This window comes from Pseudoselenomonas caprae, from assembly GCF_008271345.1.
In the GTDB taxonomy this organism is placed as follows: Bacteria; Bacillota; Negativicutes; order Selenomonadales; family Selenomonadaceae; genus Selenomonas_A; species Selenomonas_A caprae.
The window spans coordinates 102,262-126,652 of record NZ_VTOZ01000002.1; the positions used below are offsets into that span (position 1 = coordinate 102,262).

20 protein-coding genes, 1 tRNA gene, 1 pseudogene and 1 other annotated feature are annotated in these 24,391 nt (G+C 52.4%); of the genes and pseudogenes, 16 read left to right on the forward strand and 6 right to left on the reverse strand.

The genetic code is table 11. The features are described 5' to 3' along the window. The first annotated feature begins 30 nt into the window (after positions 1-30). Positions 31-2,598, forward strand: coding sequence for a flagellar hook-basal body complex protein (locus FZ041_RS01445; protein WP_149188294.1), 2,568 nt, complete (start codon positions 31-33; stop codon positions 2,596-2,598). 245 nt (positions 2,599-2,843) lie between these two features. On the opposite strand, the gene FZ041_RS01450 is transcribed toward FZ041_RS01445, so the two are convergent. Together FZ041_RS01450 and FZ041_RS01455 are read right to left on the reverse strand one after the other, a co-directional pair. Next, on the reverse strand, positions 2,844-4,016 hold the full coding sequence (locus FZ041_RS01450; protein WP_149188295.1) for a pyridoxal phosphate-dependent aminotransferase: 1,173 nt from the start codon (positions 4,014-4,016) through the stop codon (positions 2,844-2,846). 12 nt (positions 4,017-4,028) lie between these two features. Then, positions 4,029-4,832: a MetQ/NlpA family ABC transporter substrate-binding protein gene (locus FZ041_RS01455; protein ID WP_149188296.1), complete on the reverse strand. Its 804-nt coding sequence runs from the start codon at positions 4,830-4,832 to the stop codon at positions 4,029-4,031. Positions 4,833-5,039: 207 nt separating this feature from the next. Here FZ041_RS01455 and FZ041_RS01460 point away from each other — a divergent pair, with 207 nt between their 5' ends. The 4 genes from FZ041_RS01460 to FZ041_RS01475 all read left to right on the forward strand — a co-directional run bounded on the left by FZ041_RS01460 (position 5,040) and on the right by FZ041_RS01475 (position 9,406). Continuing rightward, a complete protein-coding gene (locus tag FZ041_RS01460) occupies positions 5,040-5,816 on the forward strand; it encodes a MurR/RpiR family transcriptional regulator (RefSeq protein WP_149188297.1) in 777 nt (258 codons plus the stop codon). A gap of 170 nt (positions 5,817-5,986) precedes the next feature. Next, positions 5,987-7,318, forward strand: a complete 1,332-nt coding sequence (locus tag FZ041_RS01465) for a 6-phospho-alpha-glucosidase (RefSeq protein WP_149188298.1) — start codon at positions 5,987-5,989, stop codon at positions 7,316-7,318. Positions 7,319-7,349: 31 nt separating this feature from the next. Beyond that, positions 7,350-8,936, forward strand: coding sequence for an alpha-glucoside-specific PTS transporter subunit IIBC (locus FZ041_RS01470; protein WP_149188299.1), 1,587 nt, complete (start codon positions 7,350-7,352; stop codon positions 8,934-8,936). 122 nt (positions 8,937-9,058) lie between these two features. Further along, positions 9,059-9,406 (forward strand): hypothetical protein, encoded by a 348-nt coding sequence (locus FZ041_RS01475; protein WP_149188300.1) that lies wholly within the window; start codon positions 9,059-9,061, stop codon positions 9,404-9,406. Positions 9,407-9,541: 135 nt separating this feature from the next. Here the strand turns inward: FZ041_RS01475 and FZ041_RS01480 are convergent. After that, positions 9,542-9,616: transfer RNA gene (locus FZ041_RS01480), tRNA-Arg, on the reverse strand. 131 nt (positions 9,617-9,747) lie between these two features. Here FZ041_RS01480 and FZ041_RS01485 point away from each other — a divergent pair. Next, positions 9,748-10,023, forward strand: a complete 276-nt coding sequence (locus tag FZ041_RS01485) for a late competence development ComFB family protein (RefSeq protein ID WP_149188301.1) — start codon at positions 9,748-9,750, stop codon at positions 10,021-10,023. Positions 10,024-10,067: 44 nt separating this feature from the next. Here the strand turns inward: FZ041_RS01485 and FZ041_RS01490 are convergent, their stop codons facing one another. Together FZ041_RS01490 and FZ041_RS01495 are read right to left on the reverse strand one after the other, a co-directional pair. Beyond that, positions 10,068-11,255, reverse strand: a complete 1,188-nt coding sequence (locus FZ041_RS01490; protein ID WP_149188302.1) for an aminotransferase class I/II-fold pyridoxal phosphate-dependent enzyme — start codon at positions 11,253-11,255, stop codon at positions 10,068-10,070. After that, entirely contained in the window at positions 11,252-11,731 is a 480-nt protein-coding gene (locus tag FZ041_RS01495; RefSeq protein ID WP_075442103.1) for an Lrp/AsnC family transcriptional regulator, read from the reverse strand. Before FZ041_RS01495 ends, FZ041_RS01490 begins: the two co-directional genes overlap by 4 nt. 47 nt (positions 11,732-11,778) lie before the next feature. Further along, positions 11,779-11,990, reverse strand: a binding site (T-box leader). Positions 11,991-12,236: 246 nt separating this feature from the next. Here FZ041_RS01495 and FZ041_RS01500 point away from each other — a divergent pair. The 4 genes from FZ041_RS01500 to FZ041_RS01515 all read left to right on the forward strand — a co-directional run bounded on the left by FZ041_RS01500 (position 12,237) and on the right by FZ041_RS01515 (position 18,066). Then, on the forward strand, positions 12,237-12,710 hold the full coding sequence (locus FZ041_RS01500) for a NanQ anomerase/TabA/YiaL family protein (protein WP_149188303.1): 474 nt from the start codon (positions 12,237-12,239) through the stop codon (positions 12,708-12,710). A 101-nt stretch (positions 12,711-12,811) separates the two neighbouring features. Continuing rightward, a complete protein-coding gene (locus FZ041_RS01505; protein WP_149188304.1) occupies positions 12,812-16,591 on the forward strand; it encodes a phosphoribosylformylglycinamidine synthase in 3,780 nt (1,259 codons plus the stop codon). A gap of 107 nt (positions 16,592-16,698) precedes the next feature. Next, a complete protein-coding gene (dhaM, locus tag FZ041_RS01510; protein WP_075442097.1) occupies positions 16,699-17,082 on the forward strand; it encodes a dihydroxyacetone kinase phosphoryl donor subunit DhaM in 384 nt (127 codons plus the stop codon). A gap of 75 nt (positions 17,083-17,157) precedes the next feature. Continuing rightward, complete coding sequence (locus FZ041_RS01515; protein WP_149188305.1) at positions 17,158-18,066, forward strand: DUF2156 domain-containing protein; 909 nt, start codon at positions 17,158-17,160, stop codon at positions 18,064-18,066. A 55-nt stretch (positions 18,067-18,121) separates the two neighbouring features. Here FZ041_RS01515 and bioB read toward each other — a convergent pair whose 3' ends face one another. Then, a complete protein-coding gene (bioB, locus tag FZ041_RS01520) occupies positions 18,122-19,123 on the reverse strand; it encodes a biotin synthase BioB (protein WP_075442093.1) in 1,002 nt (333 codons plus the stop codon). A gap of 425 nt (positions 19,124-19,548) precedes the next feature. Here bioB and FZ041_RS01525 point away from each other — a divergent pair, with 425 nt between their 5' ends. The 6 genes and pseudogenes from FZ041_RS01525 (at position 19,549) to recO (ending at position 24,371) form a co-directional block, all read left to right on the forward strand. Beyond that, positions 19,549-19,920 (forward strand): endonuclease domain-containing protein, encoded by a 372-nt coding sequence (locus FZ041_RS01525; protein WP_075442091.1) that lies wholly within the window; start codon positions 19,549-19,551, stop codon positions 19,918-19,920. 619 nt (positions 19,921-20,539) lie between these two features. Continuing rightward, positions 20,540-21,550 carry a PhoH family protein gene (locus tag FZ041_RS01530; RefSeq protein WP_149188306.1) on the forward strand — a complete coding sequence of 337 codons (1,011 nt, stop codon included), beginning with the start codon at positions 20,540-20,542 and terminating at the stop codon, positions 21,548-21,550. Between the two features lie 3 nt (positions 21,551-21,553). Continuing rightward, positions 21,554-22,015: pseudogene (gene ybeY, locus FZ041_RS14510) on the forward strand (rRNA maturation RNase YbeY); the annotation flags it as partial. Then, positions 22,004-22,966, forward strand: a complete 963-nt coding sequence (era, locus tag FZ041_RS14515) for a GTPase Era (RefSeq protein WP_255449195.1) — start codon at positions 22,004-22,006, stop codon at positions 22,964-22,966. The pseudogene ybeY and the gene era, both read left to right, overlap by 12 nt. Next, the gene (locus FZ041_RS01540; protein ID WP_149188308.1) at positions 22,963-23,643 is read left to right on the forward strand and encodes a DUF502 domain-containing protein; all 681 of its coding nucleotides are present in this window, start codon (positions 22,963-22,965) and stop codon (positions 23,641-23,643) included. The genes era and FZ041_RS01540 overlap by 4 nt, the downstream gene beginning before the upstream one ends. Then, positions 23,643-24,371 (forward strand): DNA repair protein RecO, encoded by a 729-nt coding sequence (gene recO, locus FZ041_RS01545; protein WP_075442083.1) that lies wholly within the window; start codon positions 23,643-23,645, stop codon positions 24,369-24,371. Before FZ041_RS01540 ends, recO begins: the two co-directional genes overlap by 1 nt. Positions 24,372-24,391 lie beyond the last annotated feature (20 nt).

Consider the following 24,391-nt stretch of genomic DNA (forward strand, 5'->3'; position numbering starts at 1 on the left):
GCACATGGGATAAAGGAGAAGTGATTAATCATGATGCGTTCATTATATTCCGGTGTTTCGGGCTTAAAAGGGCATCAGACGCGAATGGATGTAATCGGCAACAACATTGCCAACGTAAATACGACAGGCTTTAAATCCAGCCGAGTGACCTTTGCGGACACGCTTAGCCAGACACAGGCTGGTGCATCGGCACCAACGGGAAATCTTGGCGGTACGAATCCGAAACAGATTGGTCTTGGCACTGGTGTGGCGAGCATTGATATGCTGTTTACCGATGGTTCGGTGCAGGCTACGGGTAAGAATACTGACCTTTGCTTGTCGGGAAATGGCTTGTTCGTAGTTAAGCAGGGTAATGAAACTTACTATACGCGTGATGGTGCCTTTGAGTTTGATGCTGATGGTAACTATGTCCTGCCAGGCAGCGGCATGCTGGTGCAGGGCTGGACGGCAAAAGATGGAGAGTTAAATACCAATGGTGCTGTGGGTGGCATTAAGGTGGAATCGGGAAAATCGATGGCTGCGAAGGTGACGACAGCAGCAACGTATGTCAATAACCTTAATGCCGCTGAGGCTACTATTGAGGGAATAAAGCTGACAGACAACAAGGGGAATAGTATAACTGTAGATCCGACCAATACAGATACATGGACCGTTGGTGGAAAATATACGACAAAAATAAGCAATCTGGATTGTAGCTTTAGCAATGGTATCAGTATCACTTCTGCAAGCGGGCAGTATGCGATGGGAACAAACTATTCGCTGGATGGTAATACGACTCTTACGTTGAGTGATGGCAGCACTCTTTCTGTGCCAGTAACATCCTCGCAGTCGTATAAGGTAACGGGGGCGGTTCCCACTAGCAGCAATGCGATAAAGACGTTGAATGCTTCAGCCGGAACTGCAACGTTGGCTGCTGATAATGCTACTTGGGGAAATATTGCATCGTGGCCATTTACTTTAACTATGATAAATGGTGATACGGTGTCGGTACCGTCAAGTTCGACGGGAACGTATACAACGGGCATTGGTCTGTCAGATACTGTAGATAGCATTCACGGGAAATTGGTATCGTTAAGTACGGGAAGTACGCTTACGAATAATAGCAATACAAGTTATACTGTCAATTTGGCCGGCGGCGATACGTTGACGGTGAATAATTCTACCAATACTAGCAATAATTATGTGCAAAATACCTCTATTTCGGGAACTATTGACAGCGTAAAAGGAAAAACGGTTACGCTGAGTAATAATGATATATTGTCAAATGACAGTGGCGCGACGTATACGGTGGCATTGGCTAATGGTGATACTTTGTCGATTGCTAGTAGTTCAACAGCTACGTATACACGTAATAGTGCACCGCCTGCGGGGGTTACCGTTGTTAGCAGCAGTGCTACGTCAGGTGCAGGTACGATAACGCTCAGTGATGGTTCGACAATTGCCGCTGTAAATGTTGCGCAATATACAATAGGAAGTGGTATTTCATCCAATATTGGTAGCATTTCAAAAGGCAGTAATACAACGTATACGGCTAATATAAATAGCATCACTGGCTTACCAACGGCAAATATCCAAAAGATAGAGCCGCAAACGACGGTATCAATAACCCAGATGACTGGTAAGGTGAAATCTGGAGATAATACACTGGATAGCTGGACGACAACATCAAGTGCTGTTACTTTGAAACCAGCGAATGGATTGACTGTTTCGGGGATTACGCTTACGGATGACAAGTCAAACAGCTTGAAAATAAATAATTCCGATACGACGCCGTATAAGGCTGGCGATTCTTATACGAGTACGATAAATTCTATTGGTACGACGATGTCTGATGGGACAACGACTACGAAGACGACAGGTTCCTATACGATGGGCTATAGTATGCCGCTTACGACAACCTTGACAGTGTACGATACATTAGGTAATGCTCATTCTATTATCGTCTACTTTACGAAGACAAAAACGGATAGCACGAATGGTAATCAGTGGACGGCATCGGTAAATCTGGATGGTTCGGGAAGTACGGAAATCACGGAACCGGATGGTAGCAAAACGAAAGTAGCTATGGCGGATGCGACGTTGCAATTCAAGACGACGGGAACATATAGCGAAGGTTCTGGAAATTTAAATCTGACGCTTACTAATGGTTCTACAGGAACACATACTGTTACCGTTGATATGAGTAAGCTTACCCAATATGCAGGTGGCACTACGATAAATGGTACCTGCGATGGCAATGCGGCTGGTACGTTAAAAAGTGTTTCCATTGACAGCTCTGGTATCATTACGGGAACGTATACCAATGGTGTGAAACAGACCGAGGCACAGGTGGCGATTGCTCAGTTCAATAATGCCTCCGGTCTTACCAAGACAGGCAATAGCTTGTATCAGACTTCTAATAACTCTGGTACGCCAAATGTCAAGACGGCCAGTGACCTTGGCTGCACGATTACGCCGTCGGCTCTTGAGATGTCCAATGTTGATATCGCTAACGAGTTCTCGGATATGATTGTCACGCAGCGTGGCTTCCAGTCCAATTCAAAGATTATCACGGTCAGTGATGAGATGCTTGAGACTATGATCAATATGAAACGTTAATACGGGCAAGCGGCAACCGATTTGGTGGCCGCTTGTTTATTACTTTATAAAAAGTAGTAGGATATGAGAGATTAAATTTTATTTTCGTGAGAAAAGTATGTGATTTTGCGAAGTTTTTTCACTGGAATGAAAAAATTTTGCAGGATTGTACATTTGGGGATTGGAGAGAAATTGACTTGTCAATTGACCGCTCAAATCCCATAGAAAAAAGACGACAGTCGGTTGGACTGTCGTCTTTTGCTTTATTATTTTCGATGCACAGGCATTTTCTTATAGATGCCGGCTAGTCTTGCCAGAGCTTCGTTTAAGGTGTCGTCATTCTTGGCAAAATGCAGGCGCATATAGTCGTTGTTATCCTCATGGAAGAAGGCCGAGCCAGGGACAGCGCCGACGCCGACTTTTTCGGCCAGTGTCTCGCAGAATTCTTCGTCGCTGGCGAAACCGAAAGCGGATATATCGACCATGATGTAATAGGCACCTTGCGGTTCGGTATGCGGCAAGCCGATATCGCGCAGGCCATTCAGTAGGAGTTCGCGTTTCTTCGTATAGTGCTGCTTCAGCCAGTCATAGTAGCTGTCGTCGAAACTCAGGGCTGTGACGGCCGCTTCCTGCAGTGGCGCTGCGGCGCCGACGGTCAGGAAATCATGGACTTTGCGGGCAACTTCGATGACCTCGGGGCGGGCGATGACGTAGCCGAGACGCCAGCCGGTAATCGAATAGGTCTTGGAGAGGGAGCCACAGGAAATCGTGCGTTCCCGCATGTGTGGCAGCGTAGCAAAGTAAATGTTTTCGTATGGTTCGTAGACGATATGCTCGTAGACTTCGTCGGTAATGACCCAGGTATCGTATTTTTCTGCCAGATCGGCGATGAGTTGCAATTCTTCGCGCGTAAATACCTTGCCGCAGGGATTGGACGGATTGCAGAGAATCAAGGCTTTTGGCTTCTGCTGGAAGGCCTTTTCGAGTTCGCCGGCATCAAAGGTATAGGCTGGCGGTTTTAACGATACATAGATGGGGGTGGCACTGCACAGGATGGCATCCGCACCATAGTTTTCATAGAAGGGGGTGAAGACAATGACTTTATCGCCAGGGTCAGTGACACTCATGACTGCGGTCATCATGGCTTCGGTGCCACCGCAGGTCGTGACGATTTCGGTGTTGGGATCAATGGCAAGCCCTGTGAAATGCGTTTGCTTCTTGGCCAGTGCCTCGCGGAAGTTCTGTGCACCCCAAGTGATGGAATACTGATGCGGCCCGTGGGCGGCGATTTCGGCCAGCCGTGCGGTGAGTTTTGAAGGTGGATTCCAGTCGGGGAAGCCCTGACTGAGATTTACTGCCTGGTATTTGAGTGAGACGCGCGTCATGCGCCGGATGACGGAATCTGTAAAGGTCTTTGTGCGTTTTGATAGTCCTGCCATAGTGATTGCCCCTTATTCTGCTGGTACGATGGTACCATGATACTGATCCTGAATGAATTTCTTGATGGCCTCTGCATGGAAAATCTGGGCGATTTTCTGATAGTCGGCATTGTCTTTGTCTTTCGTACGGGCGGCCAGTACCGTGACTGCCAATGGTTCCGATTTGTCTTCCAGATAGATGCCCTGTTTTTCGACATCGAGTCCGCCGCTCATGACGTAGTTCATCGTGATGACGGCGATATCGACATCCTGCAGGCTGCGGGGCAGCTGGGCGGCCTCGAGCTCGACAAACTGGAGATGTTTGGGATTGGCCTGGATGTCCTGTATCGTTGCTTTGAAATTGTTTTCCGGCAAGGTGATGAGTCCGGCTTTAGCGAGCAGCATCAGTGCGCGGCCACCGTTGGTCGGGTCATTCGGAATGGCTACTTTTGCGCCATCGGGGATGTCTTTTACGTTGTGGACTTTATCACTGTAGATACCCATGCGCATGAGAATCGTTGTGCCAATAGGGGAAAGTTCGGCGTTGTGCTGTGCGGCAAAATTTTTTAGAAACGGCTCGTGCTGGTAGCTGTTCAGGTCGATATCGCCGTCAGCGAGCGCCTGATCGGGTGTGACATAATCGGAAAACTCGACAACAGTGACTTTGAGTCCCTGATTGGCAGCTTCTTTGGCGACAGCTTCGGCTACTTCGGCATGCGGCCCGGAGGTTGCACCTAGTTTGATTTCCTTTTGCGCCTGCTGGCCGCAGCCGCTGAGGAGTAACGTTATAGCCGTGAGTGCGCTCAGGGCCAAAAGTGATAATTTTTTCGCATTCATGTTCATCCCTCCAATTCATATTTGTATTATATGATAAGACACTTGTGTAACTTTGTCAACTGTAAACATATATTTTTAATATGCTTTAGCATCGACAAGTCAGATTGACCGGTCAAAAATGACAAGTCAAATTGATCGGTCAAGTTTCTGGCCTGGATGTGTTATACTGTAAACAGTTGTTGTATTGCTGGCAGAAGGGATGATGGCATGAAGATGGAAGAGCTTGTGAAGCATAATCTGAGTCGGTTGAACGATACGGATTTGATTGTTTGGCGTTATATCTATGCGCATTTGGAAGAATGCTGTTATATATCCATCTATGATTTGGCAGATGCCTGTCATGTCTCGCGCACAACGGTGATGCGGTTTGCCAAGAAGCTGGGATTCGATGGCTTCAGCGATCTGAAGGCTGTGCTCAAGATGGAATATGCCAAGCCCCATGACAAGCCTACCCAGACGATCGCCGAGGCGACGACTGCCTTGTGCCAGGCCATCGGCGAGGAGATTGCCAAGCAGGATTTTGAGCGTGTCAACCGGCTGATGCATCGTGCCCGCCGCGTGTTTGTTTTTGCTTCGGGGCTCGTGCAGCGCAATATCGCCAATGAACTTACGCGGCTGTTCCTGCAGATGAATCAATATCTGTATACCATTTACGGCCCGGATGAGTTTCGCATCACGATGGAGAATGCGACGCCTGAGGATCTTTTTGTCATCATTTCACTGAGCGGCGAGAGTGACCGTGTGGTGGATTTTGCCAAGACGCTGCATGCTAAAGGCGTGCCACTGATCTCGATGACGCGGCTGCAAAGCAATTCACTGGCACGGCTCAGTACCGAAAATCTTTATGTGACGCCTAGGGCGCTTCCCGTGGCATCGAAACGTCCTTATGAGTCGACGCTGGCCTTTTTCCTGATGGTGGAAATCTGGTTTGTCAGCTATACGCAGTTTTTGGCAGAGCAGGATGGTGACAGCGAAGATACCTAAGGCAAAATGTGATATATCACGCCAGATCGTGACAAGTCACAGGCTGGGGTGACGTCTCCCGAACCACGCCAGAACTATTGAAACCGTAACTCCTTTTGATTATGATAAAGCCATGAAATCCATTCGCGAAGGTTTTTCACAGGCAATCATTTTTGAAAGGGGTTTTTATTATGAAAAAGTCATCGATTGTTATTGCCGGCGGCGGAAGTACCTTCACACCAGGAATTGTCCTGATGCTCTTGAAACACAGCGATCGGTTCCCGATTCGCCAGATAAAATTCTACGATAACGATGCCGAGCGGCAGAAAAAGATTGCGGAAGCCTGCAAGATTCTGCTCGCGGAGCGGGCGCCGGAAATCGCTTTTTCGTATACGACCGATCCGGAGGAAGCATTTACCGATGTGGACTTCGTCATGGCCCATATCCGGGTCGGCAAATATGCGATGCGTGAGAAGGATGAAAAAATCCCGATGCGTCACGGCGTCTTCGGACAGGAAACCTGCGGTCCGGGCGGCATTGCTTATGGCATGCGTTCCATCGGCGGCGTTCTGGAGATTCTCGATTATATGGAAAAATATTCGCCGAAGGCCTGGATGCTCAACTACTCGAATCCGGCGGCTATCGTTGCTGAGGCCACGCGCCGTCTGCGGCCGGATTCCCGCATCATCAATATCTGCGATATGCCTGTCGGCATCGAAGAGCGCATGGCGGAAATCCTCAAGCTGCCGAATGGCCGCAAGGATATGGAGGTGCGCTATTATGGTCTCAATCACTTCGGCTGGTGGTGTGATATCCGCGACAAGCAAGGCCATGATCTCATGCCGCAAATCAAGGCGCATGTCAAGGAGCACGGCTATGTCGTAAATCCCAATGACAAAAATGTTGAGGCCAGCTGGCAGGATACCTTTGCCAAGGCGAAAGATGTCTATGCAGTCGATCCCGATACGCTGCCCAATACGTATCTCAAATATTATCTCTATCCGGATTACGTGTTCCAGCATGATAACGAGCATCCTGACCACACGCGGGCTAATGAGGTCATGGAGCATCGTGAGAAACATGTATTTGCAGCAGCGAAGGATATCGTGGACAAAGGTACAGCGAAAGATTGTGCCTTTGAGGCGGATGACCATGCAAGCTATATCGTCGATTTGGCTGAGGCCATCACGACAAACCAGAAAGCACGCATGCTGCTGATTGTGGAGAACAATGGCGCGATTGCCAATTTCGATCCGACGGCGATGGTGGAGATTCCGTGCATCGTCGGGGCTAACGGCTATGAAAAAATCAGCATCGGCAAGATTCCGCAGTTCCAGAAGGGCTTGATGGAGCAGCAGGTATCGGTGGAAAAACTCGTGGTCGATGCCTGGATCAATGGCAGCTACCAGAAACTCTGGCAGGCGCTGACCCTTTCGAAGACAGTGCCGTCGGCGTCGGTAGCTAAGGCAATCCTGGATGATCTCATCGAAGCGAATAAAGCGTATTGGCCGGAACTGCACTAAAAGCCTGTGACGGGGAATAGGAGAGTTTGTCATGCAGATTTCAAAAGATATTGTCATGCAGAACGTCCAGCGCTTCGGTGGTGCGATGTTCACGCCAGTTTTGATGTTCGGTGTATTTGGTATATTTGTAGCAATCTCCATTCTGTGCACCAATGCGATGCTTCTCGGCCCCATCGCCGAGAAGGGCACGCTTTGGTACAATTTCTGGTATATCATCCAGGAAGGTGCCTGGACGGTTTTTCGCCAGATGCCGCTCTTGTTTGCGATCGGTCTTCCGATTGGCCTGGCGAAAAAGAATAACGCCCGGGCCTGTATGGAATCTTTTCTGATCTACATCATCTTCAATTATTTCGTCAGTGCCATCCTGTCCATCTACGGGCCGAGCTTTGGCGTTGACTTCACGCGTGAGGCCGTAGCTGGCTCGGGGCTTACGATGGTGGCGACCATCAAGACCCTCGATACCGGTATTGTCGGTGCGATTCTCATTGCAGCCATTTCGGTCTGGCTGCATGGGAAATTGTTTGATGTCAATATGCCGGAAAGCCTGGGCATTTTCCGCGGCTCGTCCCTCGTCGTGGTGGCTGGCTTCTGGCTGATGTTCCCGATTGCGCTGCTGTTCTGCGTGGTCTGGCCGCAGTTCCAGCTGGCGATTGCTTCGCTGCAGGGCTTTTTGGTCAGCGCAGGCGTAGGCGGCGTATGGGTCTATACGTTCCTTGAGCGCATCTTGATTCCGACAGGGCTGCATCACTTCATTTACCTGCCGTTTATCTTCGGGCCGGCTGTGGTCGATAATGGCATCCAGGTTTATTGGCTCCAGCATCTGCAGGAGTTTGCGGCTTCGACAAAGCCTTTGATCGAGTTGTTCCCCGAAGGCGGCTTTGCGCTGCATGGCATGAGCAAGGTCTTTGGCTGCCCGGGCATCGCCTTGGCACTGTACTTCACGGCGAAACCGGAGAACCGCAAGAAAATCGGTGCGCTGGTATTCCCCGCTGCTGCAGTGGCGGTCTGCTGCGGCATCACGGAGCCATTGGAATTCACCTTCTTGTTTGTCGCTCCTATCTTGTTCGTTGTCCATGCTTTGCTGGCTGGCACGTTGTCGGCTACGATGTATGCGCTGGGCGTGACGGGGAATTTCGGCGGCGGCCTTCTGGACTGCGCCCTGTTCCAGGACTGGATCCCGTTGTTCCAGAATCACTGGCCGACTTATTTGACGCAGATTGTTGTCGGGCTCATCTTCACGGGAATCTGGTTTGCAGTGTTCCGGACGCTTATCCTAAAGCTTGACCTCAAGACGCCGGGCCGCGGCGATGAAGAGGTCAAACTCTACACCAAAGCCGACTACAAGGCCAAGGCGAAAGGGGATATCCTGGCGGAGGAAGCGGCGGCATTCCTCGCAGATCTCGGCGGCCGGGAAAACATCGTCGACGTGACGAACTGTGCGACGCGGCTGCGCGTGACGGTCAAGGATGACAGCCTGCTGGCCGCACCAGAGGTATTCAAGGCCCATGGCGCCCATGGCCTTGTGCATAATGGCTGCGCCATCCAGGTCATCATTGGGTTGTCGGTACCGCAGGTGCGCGAGCGCTTTGAAGATCTTTTGGAGCATGGTGCCGTGTGAGTGAAAAAATGAGGGGAAGACGACAACACTTTGCCATTTTCAGGGATATAAAGAACAGAATACATTTCGGCAAGGACAAGCCGGTTGGTATAAGGATGAATCATTGGTAAGGAGTGAGGACTATGTCGTTGAAAAAAGTATTCCCCTTGTTGTTTTTGCTGACCTTGATACTATCGAGCAGTGCATTTGCAGAAAAGGGGACCGTGGTTTATTACAATCCCGTGAATAAAAGCGTAGTGGTATCCGCTTTTCATGGCTACAGCTGTGGCTGGGTACGCAAATATTACGCCAAACCGAACCGGCTCGAACCAGGTGATGTCCTTGAGGGGGATTTCGTGTTGGGGTCCCATAGATGTTCCGATGAGAGCAACGAAAGAGATGTCGAAATCTATTTCGATGAGTGGTGGGTGAATAAAGACGTAGCTCACAAATGGGTCGAAAAACAAGAAGATAAGGATGGCTTCTGGTGAATACAGTAAGCTTCTAGCAAATAATATTCCCCCGTGGATTATCCACGGGGGAATATTATTTGCCAGAAGAAAGGATACAAAAAAAGCTTTCCGCAGCTTCATAAAGAAGACTGCGAAAAGCTATCTGAATCAAAGTGGTGCGCTCGGCGGGAGTCGAACCCACGCTTTCAGCTCCGGAGGCTAACGTCCTATCCACTGGACTACGAGCGCATGATTATTGCCCTAGACAACAATTGATAGTATAGCATGGGTCGGCATTTTTGTCAAATTCAGAAAGATTATGCTGGATTTGCTTCTGACTAAAAACGTGTTATAATGAATCCCAACAGGGAGGAATAATCATGGAACTGAAAAACTGTATGGAAGAAGTTGTCCAGGACAAGATGGATATTGTACTGGAACAGTATCCATCCTGCTGCCGGTGTGAGCAATGCCGCTCGGATATTGCTGCGCTGGCCCTCAATCAGCTGCCGCCCAGATATGTATCCACGCGCAAGGGCGATGTTTTTGTCCGCGTCAGTGAGATGACTACGGAAGGTGAGGTTACGGTTATCCAGGCAATCGCTAAGGCGATTGAGATAGTGAGCAAAAATCCTCACCATACTACAAAATCCTGAAGAAACGATGAGCCGGAAAGCGGTTGCTGCTTTCCGGCTCATTTTTATTTTTTATGATGCTTGAGGAAATTGTCGATGCGATTGAGTGCCTCGGAAATCTTGTCGATGGAGGTCGCATACGAGCAGCGGACATGGCCTTCGCCGCAGGCACCGAAGGCACTGCCGGGGACGAGGGCGACATGTTCAGCTTTCAATAGCTCTTCGGCGAATTCATCCGACGTGTAGCCGGTTGAGCTGATGTTGGGGAAGATATAGAAGGCACCTTTTGGTTCGAAGCATTCGAGGCCCATCTTGATGAAGCCATCATAAATCAGACGGCGGCGGCGATCGTACTCCGAGACCATCTTCTTCATGTATTTCTCGCCGTGGCGCAGTGCCTCGACGGCGGCAATCTGAGCCGTGATTGGCGCACAGAGCATCGTGTACTGATGGATTTTCGTCATGGCGGCGATGATGGTCGGATTGCCGAGTGCATAGCCGATGCGCCAGCCTGTCATGGCATAGGCTTTGGAAAATCCATTGAGCAGGATGGTGCGCTCCTGCATGCGCGGCAGGGAGGCAAAGCAGACATGCTCCTCGCCGCCATAGGTCAGGTCGCCGTAGATTTCATCGGAAATGACGATAAGGTCGTGTTTTTCGGCAAAGTCCGCGATGGCCTGGAGATCCTTGCGTGTCATGATGGCACCGGTCGGGTTGTTCGGATAGCCAATCAGCAGCACCTTGGTGCGCTCCGTGACATGCTCCTCAAGTTCAGCCGGCGTGATGCGGAATTCGTTCTCGATTTTCGCGGGAACGGCCACAGGGACACCACCGGCTAAAATCGTGCAGGCTTGATATGAGACGTAGCAAGGCTCGGGAATCAGCACTTCATCGCCAGGTGCGAGGATGGCGCGCATGGCGATATCGAGAGCTTCGCTGACGCCGACCGTCACCAGGACATCGGTGGCGGCATCGTAGTCGGTCTGATAGCAGTCGTGGAAGTGGTTGCAGATTTCCTGCCGCAGCTCGGGCAGGCCGCGGTTGGCCGTATAGGATGTGTAGCCCTGCTCTAATCCGTAGACACAGCTTTCACGGATAGACCACGGTGTGACAAAGTCCGGTTCGCCGACACCAAGGGAGATGACATCCTCCATCTGGGCGGCGATATCGAAGAATTTGCGGATACCCGAGGGAGCGATGGCATTGACGCCGGGGGAGAGGCGGTCTGCCCAGTTGTTTTTTGTTTCGATCATGGGGACACCACCAATCTGCGGTCACGCTCTTCGTCGTTGATGATGATGCCATCCTTCTTGTATGGTTTGAGCATGAAATGACTGCGCGTAGCCGTGACGCCCTCGATGGTGGCCAGACGTTTGGCGACAAAGTTGGCGACGTCCTTTAGCGACTTGCCCTCGATGATGACCATGAGGTCGAAACTGCCGCTCATCAGATAGACGGTGCGTACTTCGTCGAAGCGGTAGATGCGCTCGGCGATGGCATCGAAGCCGACTTCGCGTTGCGGCGTCAGATTGATTTCGATGACAGCCGTGACCGTATCATCACCGAATTTTTCCCAGTTGATCAGCGTATTATAGGAAAGGATGATCTTGTCCTTTTCCAGATTCTTGATGTCGCGCTCGACTTCGTACTCGCTGCGGTTCAGCATGGAGGCCAGCTCGCCGACTGGACGGCGTGCATCGTGTTCGAGCAGTTCTAAGAGTTCACGCATGGGTATATTTTCCTCCCTTATGTTTCTACTATAAAAGCCCTCATCCTGTAAAGGACGAGGGCTTATTCCCGTGGTACCACCTTAATCGGACCCTGCAATCGGCAGGAATCCACTCAATGCCTTAACGCGGCTGACGGCAGGGCTTATGGGGCCATGCAGGCTCGTGAGCAGCTTTCTCTGTGTCCTCCCGGCGGTTTACACCTAACACCGCCTCTCTGGAGAGAAGATGGACAGATACTCTTTCAGTCATTGCCTTTTGCAATATATGACAATCATATCACAGGGTCTGTCTGTTGGCAAGATATAATTTACAGATGGTCTTTTGAGAGGAAACAGATGATGGAGAATTTTGGGGCGCATGTCCTTTTGTAGAAAAATTAAGCGCTTTTTGATAAAATAGCCCTGTATCCTTGCAATACGCATCTGTTTTAGGTAAAATGATACTAAAGACAAGCGGGATGCTTGTCAAAGATGTTAGTTATGAGAATGGGAAGAGGGGTATGGCATGATTATTGGCAGCATTGATTCGCTGGATGACAGCCATGTAAGATATCCAGCTATGGTGCAGAAAGCGTTGGATTATCTGCGCGAACATGATTTTACACAGCTGGCGGATGGCCGCTATCCAATCGATGGGGATAAATGTGTGGCCAATCTGCAGCGTTATACGACGCGGTTATATCGTGAATGCCATCCGGAGACACATACGAAATATGTGGATATCCAATTCGTCGTGGAGGGCGAAGAGTATATGGGATGGTGTCCGTTCAGCCCGGATCTTACGGTGTTGAGCCCTTATGATGCCGAAAAAGATATAACGTTCTATGAGTCCTTGATACCGGAAAGCAATATTGTGCTGTCTCCGGGGCGTTTTGCTGTGCTCTATCCGGAGGATGTACATCGTCCGCAGGGGGCAGTAGATGATACGCCAGGCAAGGTAACCAAGGTAGTCGTCAAGATTGCAGTGGATTGTTTGTGATGCAATAGGCATAGCAGGCCGGTAGGGGGTCTGCTATGCCTATTTATCTATATAAAGCTTTATGTTTTCAGTATTTTTTCATTTGGAGGAAAAGAGCACTCATGACTGTAAGAAGAATTTTCGTAGAGAAACGACAGGGATTCTTTGACATCCCCGCCCAGCAGCTCTGCAGCGACCTCAAGGAGACGTTCCGCCTCGAGGAACTGAAGGCCGTCCGCATCATCAAGCGGTATGATATCGAAGGCCTCAGCGATGAAGAGTATGCAGCGGTAAAGTCGGTGGTATTTGCAGAGCCGCCGGTGGATGTAGTATATGAGGAGAAACTGCCGCATTTTCCGAATTCGCGGACATTTGCGGTGGAATATCTGCCGGGCCAGTACGACCAGACGGCCGACTCAGCAGCCCAGTGTGTACAGCTGGTCACGCAGAAAGAGCGTCCGCGGATCGCGACGGCCCGCGTTATTGTCATCGTGGGGGATGTGAGCCGCGATGACTTTGCGAAAATCAAGGACTACTGCATCAATGCCGTGGAGAGCCGTGAGGCGAGCCTGGAAAAACCGGAATCGCTGGACATGCACTATGAGGAACCGGCCGACGTTGAGGTGCTCAAAGCGTTCAATACGCTCGATGAGGCGGGACTCAAGGCGTTCATGGCTGACAAGGGATTTGCGATGAGCTTCGAGGATCTGAAGTTCTGCCAGCAGTACTTTAAGGAGACGGAGCGGCGGGCACCGACCATCACGGAGCTGCGCGTCATCGATACTTATTGGTCGGATCATTGCCGCCATACGACGTTCACGACGGCCATTGATATGGTGGACATCGAAGAAGGCTATTTTTCTCCGGCTATCACGAAGGCTTACAACAAATACCTGGAAGACCGCAAGGAAATCTATGGGAGCAATCTCCGCGATGTGACGCTGATGGATATTGCCGTCATCGGCATGAAGGCACTAAGGAAACAGGGCAAGCTCGAAGATCTCGACAAATCGGAGGAAATCAATGCTTGCAGCATTGTCGTCAAGGCAGATATCGATGGCAAGGACGAGGAATGGCTCGTCATGTTCAAGAACGAGACGCACAATCATCCGACAGAAATCGAGCCGTTCGGTGGCGCCGCTACGTGCCTGGGCGGTGCTATCCGCGATCCGCTTTCGGGGCGTTCGTATGTCTACCAGGCTATGCGCGTAACCGGCGCTGCAGATCCGCGCCGCCCGTTCAAGGATACGCTATCGGGCAAGCTGCCGCAGAAAAAAATCACATTGGGCGCTGCGGCTGGCTACAGTGCTTATGGCAATCAGATCGGCTTGGCGACGGGACAGGTACGCGAAGTCTATCATGAGGGCTACATGGCTAAGCGTATGGAAATCGGTGCGGTCATTGCGGCTGCGCCAAAGGTCAATGTCGTCCGCGAGCGTCCCGCAGCCGGGGACCTTATCGTGCTCGTCGGCGGCCGCACGGGCCGTGATGGCTGCGGCGGGGCAACGGGCTCGTCCAAGGAGCATACGGAGGAGTCGCTGACGAGCTGCGGCGCTGAGGTGCAGAAAGGCAATCCGCCGACGGAGCGCAAGATTCAGCGCCTGTTCCGCAATCCGCAGGTCAGCCGCATGATCAAACGCTGCAACGATTTTGGTGCTGGCGGTGTGGCCGTTGCCATCGGCGAGCTGGCCGACGGGCTTGTCATCGATCTCGATGCAGTCAAGAAGAAGTACGCGGGACTTGACGGCACGGAGCTTGCCATTTCTGAGTCGCAGGAGCGCATGGCTGTCGTCATCGATCCGGAAGACCTGGAGGCTTTTGTCCGGTTCGCCGACGAAGAGAATCTGGAGGCGACAAAGGTCGCCGAGGTTACAGCACTGCCGCGGCTTATCATGAAATGGCGCGGCAGGCCCATCGTGCAGATGAACCGCGAATTCCTCGATACGAACGGTGTGCGCCAGCATGTCACTGCTGTAATCAGCAGCCCCGATGAGAAGAAACGCTATCTGCATGAAATCCCGGCGGCGGTCAAGGCCTGCGGCAAGGATCTGGAGAAGGCCTGGCTGGCCAATCTGTCGGATCTCAATGTTTGCAGCCAGAAGGGCCTGGCCGAGCGTTTCGATTCAACAATCGGCGGCAATACGGTACTGATGCCGTTCGGTGGCCGCAAGCAGCTTACGCCAGCTGAGGGCATGGTCGCGAAATTGCCGGTCCTTGGTGCGGAGACGAATACGGCAACGGCGATGACCTTTGGGCTCAATCCGGCTTTTACGGAGTGGAGCCCGTTCCATGGCGCACTCTACTCGGTTGTCGAGTCGGCAGCTAAGATCGTTGCTTTGGGCGGCCGTGCGGATAATATCCGCTTGACGTTCCAGGAATACTTCGAAAGTCTCGGCAAAGATCCGAAGAAGTGGGGCAACCCGTTTGCCGCGCTTATCGGTGCGCTCTGGGCGCAGCATGAGCTTGAGATTCCGGCCATCGGCGGCAAGGATTCGATGTCGGGAACGTTTGAGGACATTCATGTACCGCCGACGCTGGCAGCCTTTGCTGTCGATGTCATGAAAGCCGATTGTGCGGTTTCGCCGGAATTCAAATATCCGGGCAACAAGGTCTATCTGGTGCCGGCACCGAAAGACAGCCAGGATTTGCCAATCTTTGCGAAGATGCGGCGCAACTGGGAGAAAATCAGCCAGATGACGGCGGGCAAGAAGGTCTTTGCGGCGCAGAGTGTCGGCGTTGGTGGTATCGCTGCGGCGGTCACGAAGATGGCGCTCGGCAATGGCATTGGGTTTAAGTTCGCCGAGCAGATAACGATGGAGAAACTGTTCACGCCGGATTATGGTTCGATCATCCTCGAGGTGGCCGAACATACCGATGTTGAGACGCTGCTGGCCGGAACCGGCTACCGTGAGCTCGGTGTGACGACGGCTGGCCCGAGTATTGTCTGTGACGCGACGGTTGTCATGCTTGCCGATGCAGAGACAGCGTTTACGACGCCGCTCGAAAAGATTTTCCCGACGCAGGTCAAGAAGAGCAGCAAGGAAAAGGCAATGTATATTCCCTACGAAAAGGGCAATGTGTTGCGGCCACAGACGCATATCGCCCGGCCGAAGGTATTCATTCCGGTATTCCCGGGCACGAACTGCGAATACGATTCGGCGCGGGCTTGGGAACGTGCTGGGGCTGAGGCGCAGACATTGGTTGTCCGTAACCTTACGCCAGCTGCCGTTGAGGAAACGGTCGAGGCTATCGTCAAGGGCATCCGCAGCGCGCAGATGATTATGCTGCCGGGCGGTTTCAGTGGCGGTGACGAGCCGGATGGTTCGGGTAAATTCATCGCAGCCATGTTCCGCAATCCGCGCATCAAGGAAGAGGTCATGAAGCTTTTGAACAAGCGCGATGGCCTGATGCTGGGCATCTGCAATGGTTTCCAGGCACTTATCAAGCTGGGGCTGGTACCGTATGGCGATATCCGTGATCTCTCGGAATCTTCGCCGACGCTTACGCATAACAACATCGGCCGCCATGCTTCGTGCATGGTGCAGACGAAGGTCGTATCGAACTTGTCGCCATGGTTCAATAATGTCAAGGTGGGCGATATCCATACGATTGCGATCTCGCATGGTGAGGGCCGCTTTGTCGCCGATCGGGAAATCATTGCAAAGCTGCGCGTGCGCGGGCAGATTGCCACGCAGTATGTCGATGCGTCGGGCAATCCGTCGATGGCTATCCCGTTTAATCCGAATGGTTCGATCAATGCCATCGAAGGTATCACGAGTCCGGATGGCCGTGTGCTTGGCAAGATGGGACATTCGGAGCGCATTGGTGAGCATATTGCTGTCAACGTGCCGGGCAGCAAAGACCAGCAGCTCTTTGAAGCTGGCGTGGCTTACTATAAATAATAGATTTGTTGCAATTGCAAAAAATTATGGTACAATAGGATACATTGATGGAATGCGGTCAGACATCTGGCCGCATTTTCAAATAAAGCAGGAGAGAAGGGACGGCGTTGGTAGGGATTGTAATCGTATCACATAGCCAGAAGCTGGCCGAGGGCGTGAAAGAGCTGGCGGAAATGATGGCGCGTGATGCGCAGATTGCCGCAGCTGGCGGACTGGACGATGGCATGCTCGGGACAAGCTATGAGAAAATCACGCTGGCTGTCGAGGAAGTTTGTGGTCATGATGGTGCTGTAATCCTCATGGATATGGGCAGTGCTGTCATGACGGCTGAACTGGTGCAGGAAAATCTCAAGGATGATATGGTAAAGCTGGTCGACTGTCCGTTGGTTGAGGGAGCGGTTCTGGCGGCAATAGCTGCCAATGGCGGCGCTGGCGTAGCTGAGGTGGCGCAGCAGGCAGAAAGCGCCCGTCAGATGATGAAGCTTCAGTGAGTCAGTCACAGCCGGTACTTGACAGATTTGTTATCATGAGAGGGTACACAGTAACGAGAGTGTGTCATCAGGAGGATGATTATCATAGAATTCCGTGCGTTGACGAAAGCCGACAAGCCCTTGCTTGATCGGTATTTTAAAAGTCGTTATTATGAAAATTCCCATTTCAATTTCACGAATCTGTTCATGTGGCGCAAGCCATATCATATCAAGTGGTGCGAAGAGGACGGCGTCCTCTATATGACTGCTGAATGGGATGGACAGCTGATGGCCTTGCAGCCCTATGGCCCCGAGGAGAAGATGCAGGAAGCTACGGCAAAGTTTTTGGCCTACTTTGAGGCGCAGGACAGGCCATTCTTCATGACTGGGATGGAGAAGAGCTATGCGGCGGTGCTGGAGCAGTACGAAGGCGCTGCCTTCGAGATCAAGGCCGATCGTGACAATTACGATTATGTCTACTTGGCAGAAAAGCTCATCACCCTGTCCGGGCGCAAGCTGCATTCCAAGAAAAACCATCTGAATGCCTTCCGCAAGCTGTATCCGCAGGCAGAGTACCTGCCGATGACGCAGGAAATCCTGCCGGCTTGCCTGGATGAGCTGCAGCGCTGGTATGACCTGCGCATCCAGGATGAACCCGATGATCCGTTTATCGGCTGGGAGAGTGAGGCTATCCGCGAAGTGCTGGCGGATTTTGACTACTTCGGGCTCAAGAGCGGAGCTATCCGCCTTGATGGGCGCATCATTGCGTTCACCTTCGGCGAGCAGCTGAACACGGATACGGTGGTCGTGCATGTGGAGAAAGCCGATCCGGATATCCGTGGTGCCTATCCGGCCATCAATCAAGGGTTCATCGAGCATTGCTGGCAGGGCATGACCTATGTGAACCGCGAGGAAGATATGGGCCATGAGGGCCTGCGCAAGGCTAAGGAATCTTACAAGCCTGAGAAGATGATTGAAAAATTCAATGCCAAACGCATAAAATAAACAGCAAGGTGGATGGTTCGATAAGGCAATCCACCTTGCTGTTTATTTTTATAAATCAGTGCGTACCGCAGCTGGCGGTGCAGGTTGTGTTTTGGTTCGTAAGGCCAAGTGTGCGCAGCAAGGCCATGTCTTCCTTGATGGTCGTGCCGGAAGTCGTCAGCATGTTGCCGGTAATCGAAGCCGAGGCGCCGGCGCGGAAGGCGGTCGCACCGTTTTGGGGCAGCAGCTTGCGGCCGGCCGCAAGACGGATATTGGCTGCTGGATTGATGAAGCGGAAAATCGCAATGGTGCGCAGGATATCTTCAGCAGGCAGGGCAGGCCGGTTGGCAAGCCCTGTGCCTGGAATTGCCATCAGCGCGTTGATGGGAATGGATTCGATGCCGAGCTCAGCTAGGCTGATAGCCATATCGAGGCGGTCTTCCCAGGTCTCGCCCATGCCGATGATGCCGCCCGAGCAGACACAGAAGCCTTCTTCCTGAGCAATCTTGATGGTATCGATGCGGTCTTGATACGTATGCGAGGTGCAGATTTGCGGGAAGAAACGGCGGCTGGTCTCGATGTTATGATGATAGCTCGTGACACCGGCAGCGCGCAGCCGCTTGAACTGCTCGCGGGTCAGCAGGCCATGGGAGGCGCAGAGGCCGATGGTGAGTTTGTCGTGCATGGCCTTGTACGTATCGATGGCCTTGTCGAAGTCTGCTCCGGCAAGAGCACGTCCTGACGTAACGATGGCAAAGCGGTTGGCACCAGCGTCTTGATTGGCCTTGGCGTTGCGGAGAATCTCTTCCTTCGGCAGGAAGCTGTATTCCTCGATGCCTGTATGATGGCAGGCAGCCTGCGCACAGTACTTGCAGTTTTCACCGCAGCGTCCGCTGCGCCCGTTGATGATGGTGCAGAAATCGATGTGGTTGCCACAGAAATGATCCTGAAGCCGGCGGGCACCTTCTTGCAGCTCCTCCAATGGTGCGGTGAGCAGATAGGACAGGTCGTCTCCGCGTTTGATGCGCAGCCCGGCGATGATTTTATCCGTGAGTTTGTCGATAGCAGTGATTTTCATAACGAAGCCCCTCTCATGAAGATAAGAATCTATTGTAAACATTATAAAATCATATAAGTTCACAGTCAACATTATAGAATATTAAGGTTGACTCAGTTTGTGGAGAGAAAAGCAAGAGCCAGCATAGAACCTCTTCCGACGCGCAGAGCGCGCCACCTTCCCCAGAGGGGAAGGCAGAGGGAGAAAAGCAAGAGCCAGCGCAGAACCTCTTCCGTCGTGCGGGGCGTGCCATCTTCCACAGGGGAGAAGGCATGGGAGAGGAAAAGTGAGATTCAGCGTAGAACCTCTACTGGTACGCAAGGGGGGATTTTTTAGAATGGATGACCAAGTGGGGGGGCTAGAGCCTTCCCCTATGGGGAAGGGGGACCGCGGAGCGGTGGAAGAGGTTCCCGTGCACTCATCAGCATCAAAGCGAGGCGAGCTGAATGTACTCCAATTGGAACTTGAAGAAAGTTTCCCAAACGCTGAGAAAGAATATGACACCACAGGAGCGTCATTTGTGGTACGATTATCTGCATACCTATAAACCAGCATTTCATCGGCAGAAAACGGTTTTGAATTATGTTTTAGATTTTTATTGTCCAAAAGCGAAGTTAGCCGTGGAACTAGATGGTTCACAACATTATGAAGAGGAACAGCATCAGTACGATGCAAAGAGGACTGAGAAATTGCAGCGGTTGGGGGTGATGGTGCTGCGGTTCACGAATCGGGAGATAGATAAGCAGTTCGAAGCTGCATGCAGTTATATTGATATGCTGGTAAAGGAACGGTTGCAAAGTGATAGTACCAGGCACTGAAAAACTTTCGTAGGAGGAAGGCAGGGGGGGGAAAAGCCAGAGCTGGCATAGAACCTCTTCCGACGCGCAGAGCGCGCCACCTTCCCCAGAGGGGAAGGCAGAGGGAGAAAAGCAAGAGCCAGCGCAGAATCTCTTCCGTCGTGCGGGGCGTGCCATTTTCCACAGGGGAGAAGGCATGGGAGAGGAAAAGTGAGATTCAGCGTAGAACCTCTACTGGTACGCAAGGGGGGGGGTTTTTAGAATGGATGGCCAAGTGGGGGCTAGAGCCTTCCCCTATGGGGAAGGGGGACCGCGGAGCGGTGGAAGAGGTTCCCGTGCAGTCATCAGCATCAAAGCGAGGCGAGCTGAATGTACTCCGATTGGAACTTGAAGAATATTATCCCGAACGAAGAGGAAGAATATGGCAGAACAGAGGTGTCATAGAACCTCATCGGACGCGCGGGGCGCGCCATCTTCGCCAGTGGGAAGGCCTGAGGAGAAAAAGTAAGTGCCAACGTAGCACCTCTTCCGGTACGCAGGGCTTTTTGCTATAAGTATTTTTGACGCGGGCTTGATATGTGGTACAATGGGACTATATATATTTGTTTATTCGATAGAAAGAAGCAGGTGAACAGATTCTTTGCAGCAGGCATTAGAAAAGCAGATTGTTTTCCAAGACCATAAAGAGGCTTATTCGCTTTTGGGTGAGCGCGATGAATTCCTGCAGGTCATGCGGGAGAATTTTGACTGTCAGTTCATAAGCCGTGGCGACCGCATCGAGATTCTCGGCGAGGCCGCGATGGTGGAGCCGGCGGCCAAGGTGCTTGAGGAGCTCCAGTATCTCTACCGTCAGGGCACGACGATTACGATGCATGAGGTACGCTATGGCATCGGGCTCGTCAAGGGCGGCAAGGGGGAGGCTCTGCACACGCTGTTTGGCGATACGATTCTCGTGACGTCGCGCGGCCGTCATGTGCGGCCCAAGACGCTCGGTCAGCGGCTTTATCTTGATACCATCCGTCACAATTCGATTACCTTTGGCATCGGGCCGGCTGGTACGGGCAAGACGTATCTGGCAGTCGTCATGGCGGTGGCGGCCCTGCGCAATAAGGAAATCAATAAGATTATCCTGACGCGCCCGGCTGTTGAGGCTGGCGAACGGCTGGGCTTTTTGCCCGGCGATCTGCAGGACAAGGTCGATCCGTATCTGCGGCCGCTTTACGATGCTCTGCAGGATATCTTAGGGCAGGATGCATACCAGAAGCTCATGGCCAAGGGCGTTATCGAGATTGCGCCGCTGGCTTATATGCGCGGGCGCACGCTTGAGGATGCATTCATCATTCTCGATGAGGCGCAGAACACGACGGACAAGCAGATGAAGATGTTCTTGACGCGCTTGGGCTTTGGCTCCCGTATGGTGGTTACGGGCGACCTCGGGCAGGTCGATTTGCCGCGCGGCGTGACCTCGGGCCTGCGCGAAGCGGCAGAGGTGCTGAAGGATGTCAAAGGCGTCGGCATCGTGCGCATGGCGCCGATGGATGTTATCCGCCATGAGGTCGTGACACGCATCGTTGAGGCGTATGGCGACTGGGAAGCAAAGAAGAAAAAAGCCAAGGCCAAAGCTGAGGCAGAGAGACAGGGAAAGGCATAAGGAATGGAAGTAATCATCAGCAATTATCCAGAGGAGCTTACGTTTCCGCAGGAATATATCGACAACGTCAAGGCGGCAGCTGAGATGGTCGGCAAGCTCTACGATGTGGAGAATGGCGAGGTCAGCATCACGCTGACCAACAATGCGTATATCCATACGCTTAACAAACAGTATCGCGGCATTGACCGTCCGACGGATGTCCTGTCGTTTGCGCTCAATGAGAGCGAGGAGCCGGAAATCGAAGGCGAGCCCGAAGTCGACGTGCTGGGCGACCTCATCATTTCGGTGGAGCGGGCCGAAGAACAGGCGGCAGACTATGGGCACAGCGTGCGCCGCGAGATGGCTTTCCTGACGGTTCACGGTATGCTGCATCTTCTGGGCTATGACCATATGGAAGATGCGGACCGTGAGGAGATGGAAGAAGAGCAGCGTTATGTCATGGGGCAGCTTGGCATCTCGCGCGAGGATAAGGCGGAGAAAAAGCCGGAAAAGGCGGCAGCAAAACAGCCGGCTGCAAAGAAGGGCAAGCATAAATCAGGGTTTATCGCCGTTATCGGCCGTCCGAATGTCGGCAAATCGACGCTGGTCAATACACTGATCGGCGAGAAAATCGCCATCATGAGCGATAAGCCGCAGACGACGCGCAACCGCATCCTCTGCATCCTGACGCAGCCTGATGCGCAGATCGTATTCCTCGATACGCCGGGTATCCATAAGCCGAAGCACAAGCTCGGCGAGTATATGGTAAAGGCCGCCGAGGGCACGCTCAAGGAAGTCGATGCGATTTTCTTTGTGGTGGATGCTACGCAGAAGCTGGGCCCGGGCGAAATGTTCATTCTCGAACGCTTGCAGGCGACGAAGAAACCGGTTATCCTTGTCGTCAACAAGATCGATTTGATTGAGCGGTCGCAGGCTTTGCCTATCATTGCCAACTATACCAATAAATATAATTTTGCTGGCGTTGTGCCGATTTCGGCCAAGGAAGAAACGAATCTTGACAGTTTGCTTACAGAGGTCAAGAAATACCTGCCTGAGGGGCCGCAGTACTATCCCGATGATATGATTACGGATCAGCCGGAGCGGCTTATCGTGGCCGAGCTTATCCGCGAGAAAGCACTGCATCTCACGCGTGATGAGATTCCGCATGCGATTGCTGTCGATGTCGATGAGATGACGACGCGTCCAAATGATGACGTCTATATCCGCGCGACAATCTATGTCGAGCGCGATTCGCAGAAGGGCATCATCATCGGAGCCAAGGGCGCAATGCTGCGCGAGATTGGTGCACTGGCGCGTACCGATATCCAGAACCTGCTGGGCTCGAAGGTGTTCCTCGATCTGTGGGTCAAGGTGCGCAAGGATTGGCGTGACCGCGATGGTATCTTGCGCAACTTCGGTTTTGGTGATGAACGATGAGCGGGGGTACGGGCGATAAGCCGAATCGCAGCTGGTCCCGCTGCATTTCCCGCCGCTTTATCAATGGACTGATACTGCTTGTGCCATTGGCGATCACGTTTTTTGTGGTGGCTGAGACGCTGCATTTTACGGAGGGAGTCCTTGGCAAGCATCTGCCCTTTTACTTCCCCGGGATGGGGCTCATTACGCTATTGGTGATTATCTATGTGACGGGCTGGGCATCGTCGTATTGGGCAGGCCGCCGCTTGATCCATATCGGGGAAACACTGCTCGGGAAGATTCCCGTCGTCAAATTCATCTATAATAGTGTCAAGCATCTGTCCACGGCGGTGTTTGAGTCCAACAACATGTTCGACCAGGTGGTGCTGGTACCGTTCCATCAGTCACAGGCACTGGGCTTTATCATGGCTGATGTTCCGGAGATGCTCAAGGAAAAGCTCGGCGATGAGTATGTCTGCGTCTTTATCCCCTGGAGTCTCAATATGACTTCGGGTACGAACTTGTTTGTGCGCAAGACCGATGTTATCTATCTCGATATCAGCAGCGAATCGGCTTTGCAGTATATGCTGACAGCTGGGGCAGTCATGCCAAAACGCCAGTCTGCGCCGCTGGCGGCCGAGCCGGGCAATCTGTCAAAGGCAGCGGCCAGCGCGCTGCTGCAGAAGGAAAAGAAATAATGGCAATCTATCAGACCGAAGCGGTAGTGCTAGGCGCGAAGAACTGGGGCGAAGCCGACAAGATGATGACGTTCTTCACGCGCGAGCGCGGGCTGGTGAAGGCTGCGGCCTTTGGCTGCCGGCGGCCGCGCAGCCCGCTGGCTGGCGGGATGCAGATGTTCTCGCTGCTGGAGCTCCAGCTTGCCGAAGGGCAGCGGGTGGATACGGTGAAGCAGTGTACGCTGAAACAGCATTACCGCAAACTCAGCGAGGATCTGACGGCTATGTCGTATGGCAGTTTCGTGGCGGAGTTCCTGCGTGAGTTCCTGCCGGAAGGCCAGCCTGAACCACAGATGTTTTCGCAGCTTTTGCTGATCTTGTCTGCCTTTGAGACGCGCAATCCGCGCGTGACGGCTTTGGCGGCAGTTTATCAGCTGCTGGAGTTTACGGGCATGCAGCTGCATTATGAGCACTGCGTACACTGTGGCCGGGAAATCAATGGCGATGCGTATTTCCAGCAGGCCGCGGGCGGCGTGCTCTGTGCAGATTGCTGCGAGGCGGGCATGATGGCTTTTCCTGCTGAGCTGCGGCGCTTCATTCTGAGCTTGCGGGATTTTGACTGGTCAGAGGCTGCGCAGCTCAAGGTAAGTGCGCGTTTGCTGGTAAAGGCGGAGCAGCTGCTGCTGAGCTATCTGCAGTCGCTGCTGGGACGGCCGCTCAAATCCTTGGCCTTTATCCAGCAGCTGTAAACGGTCATTTTGATGAAAGG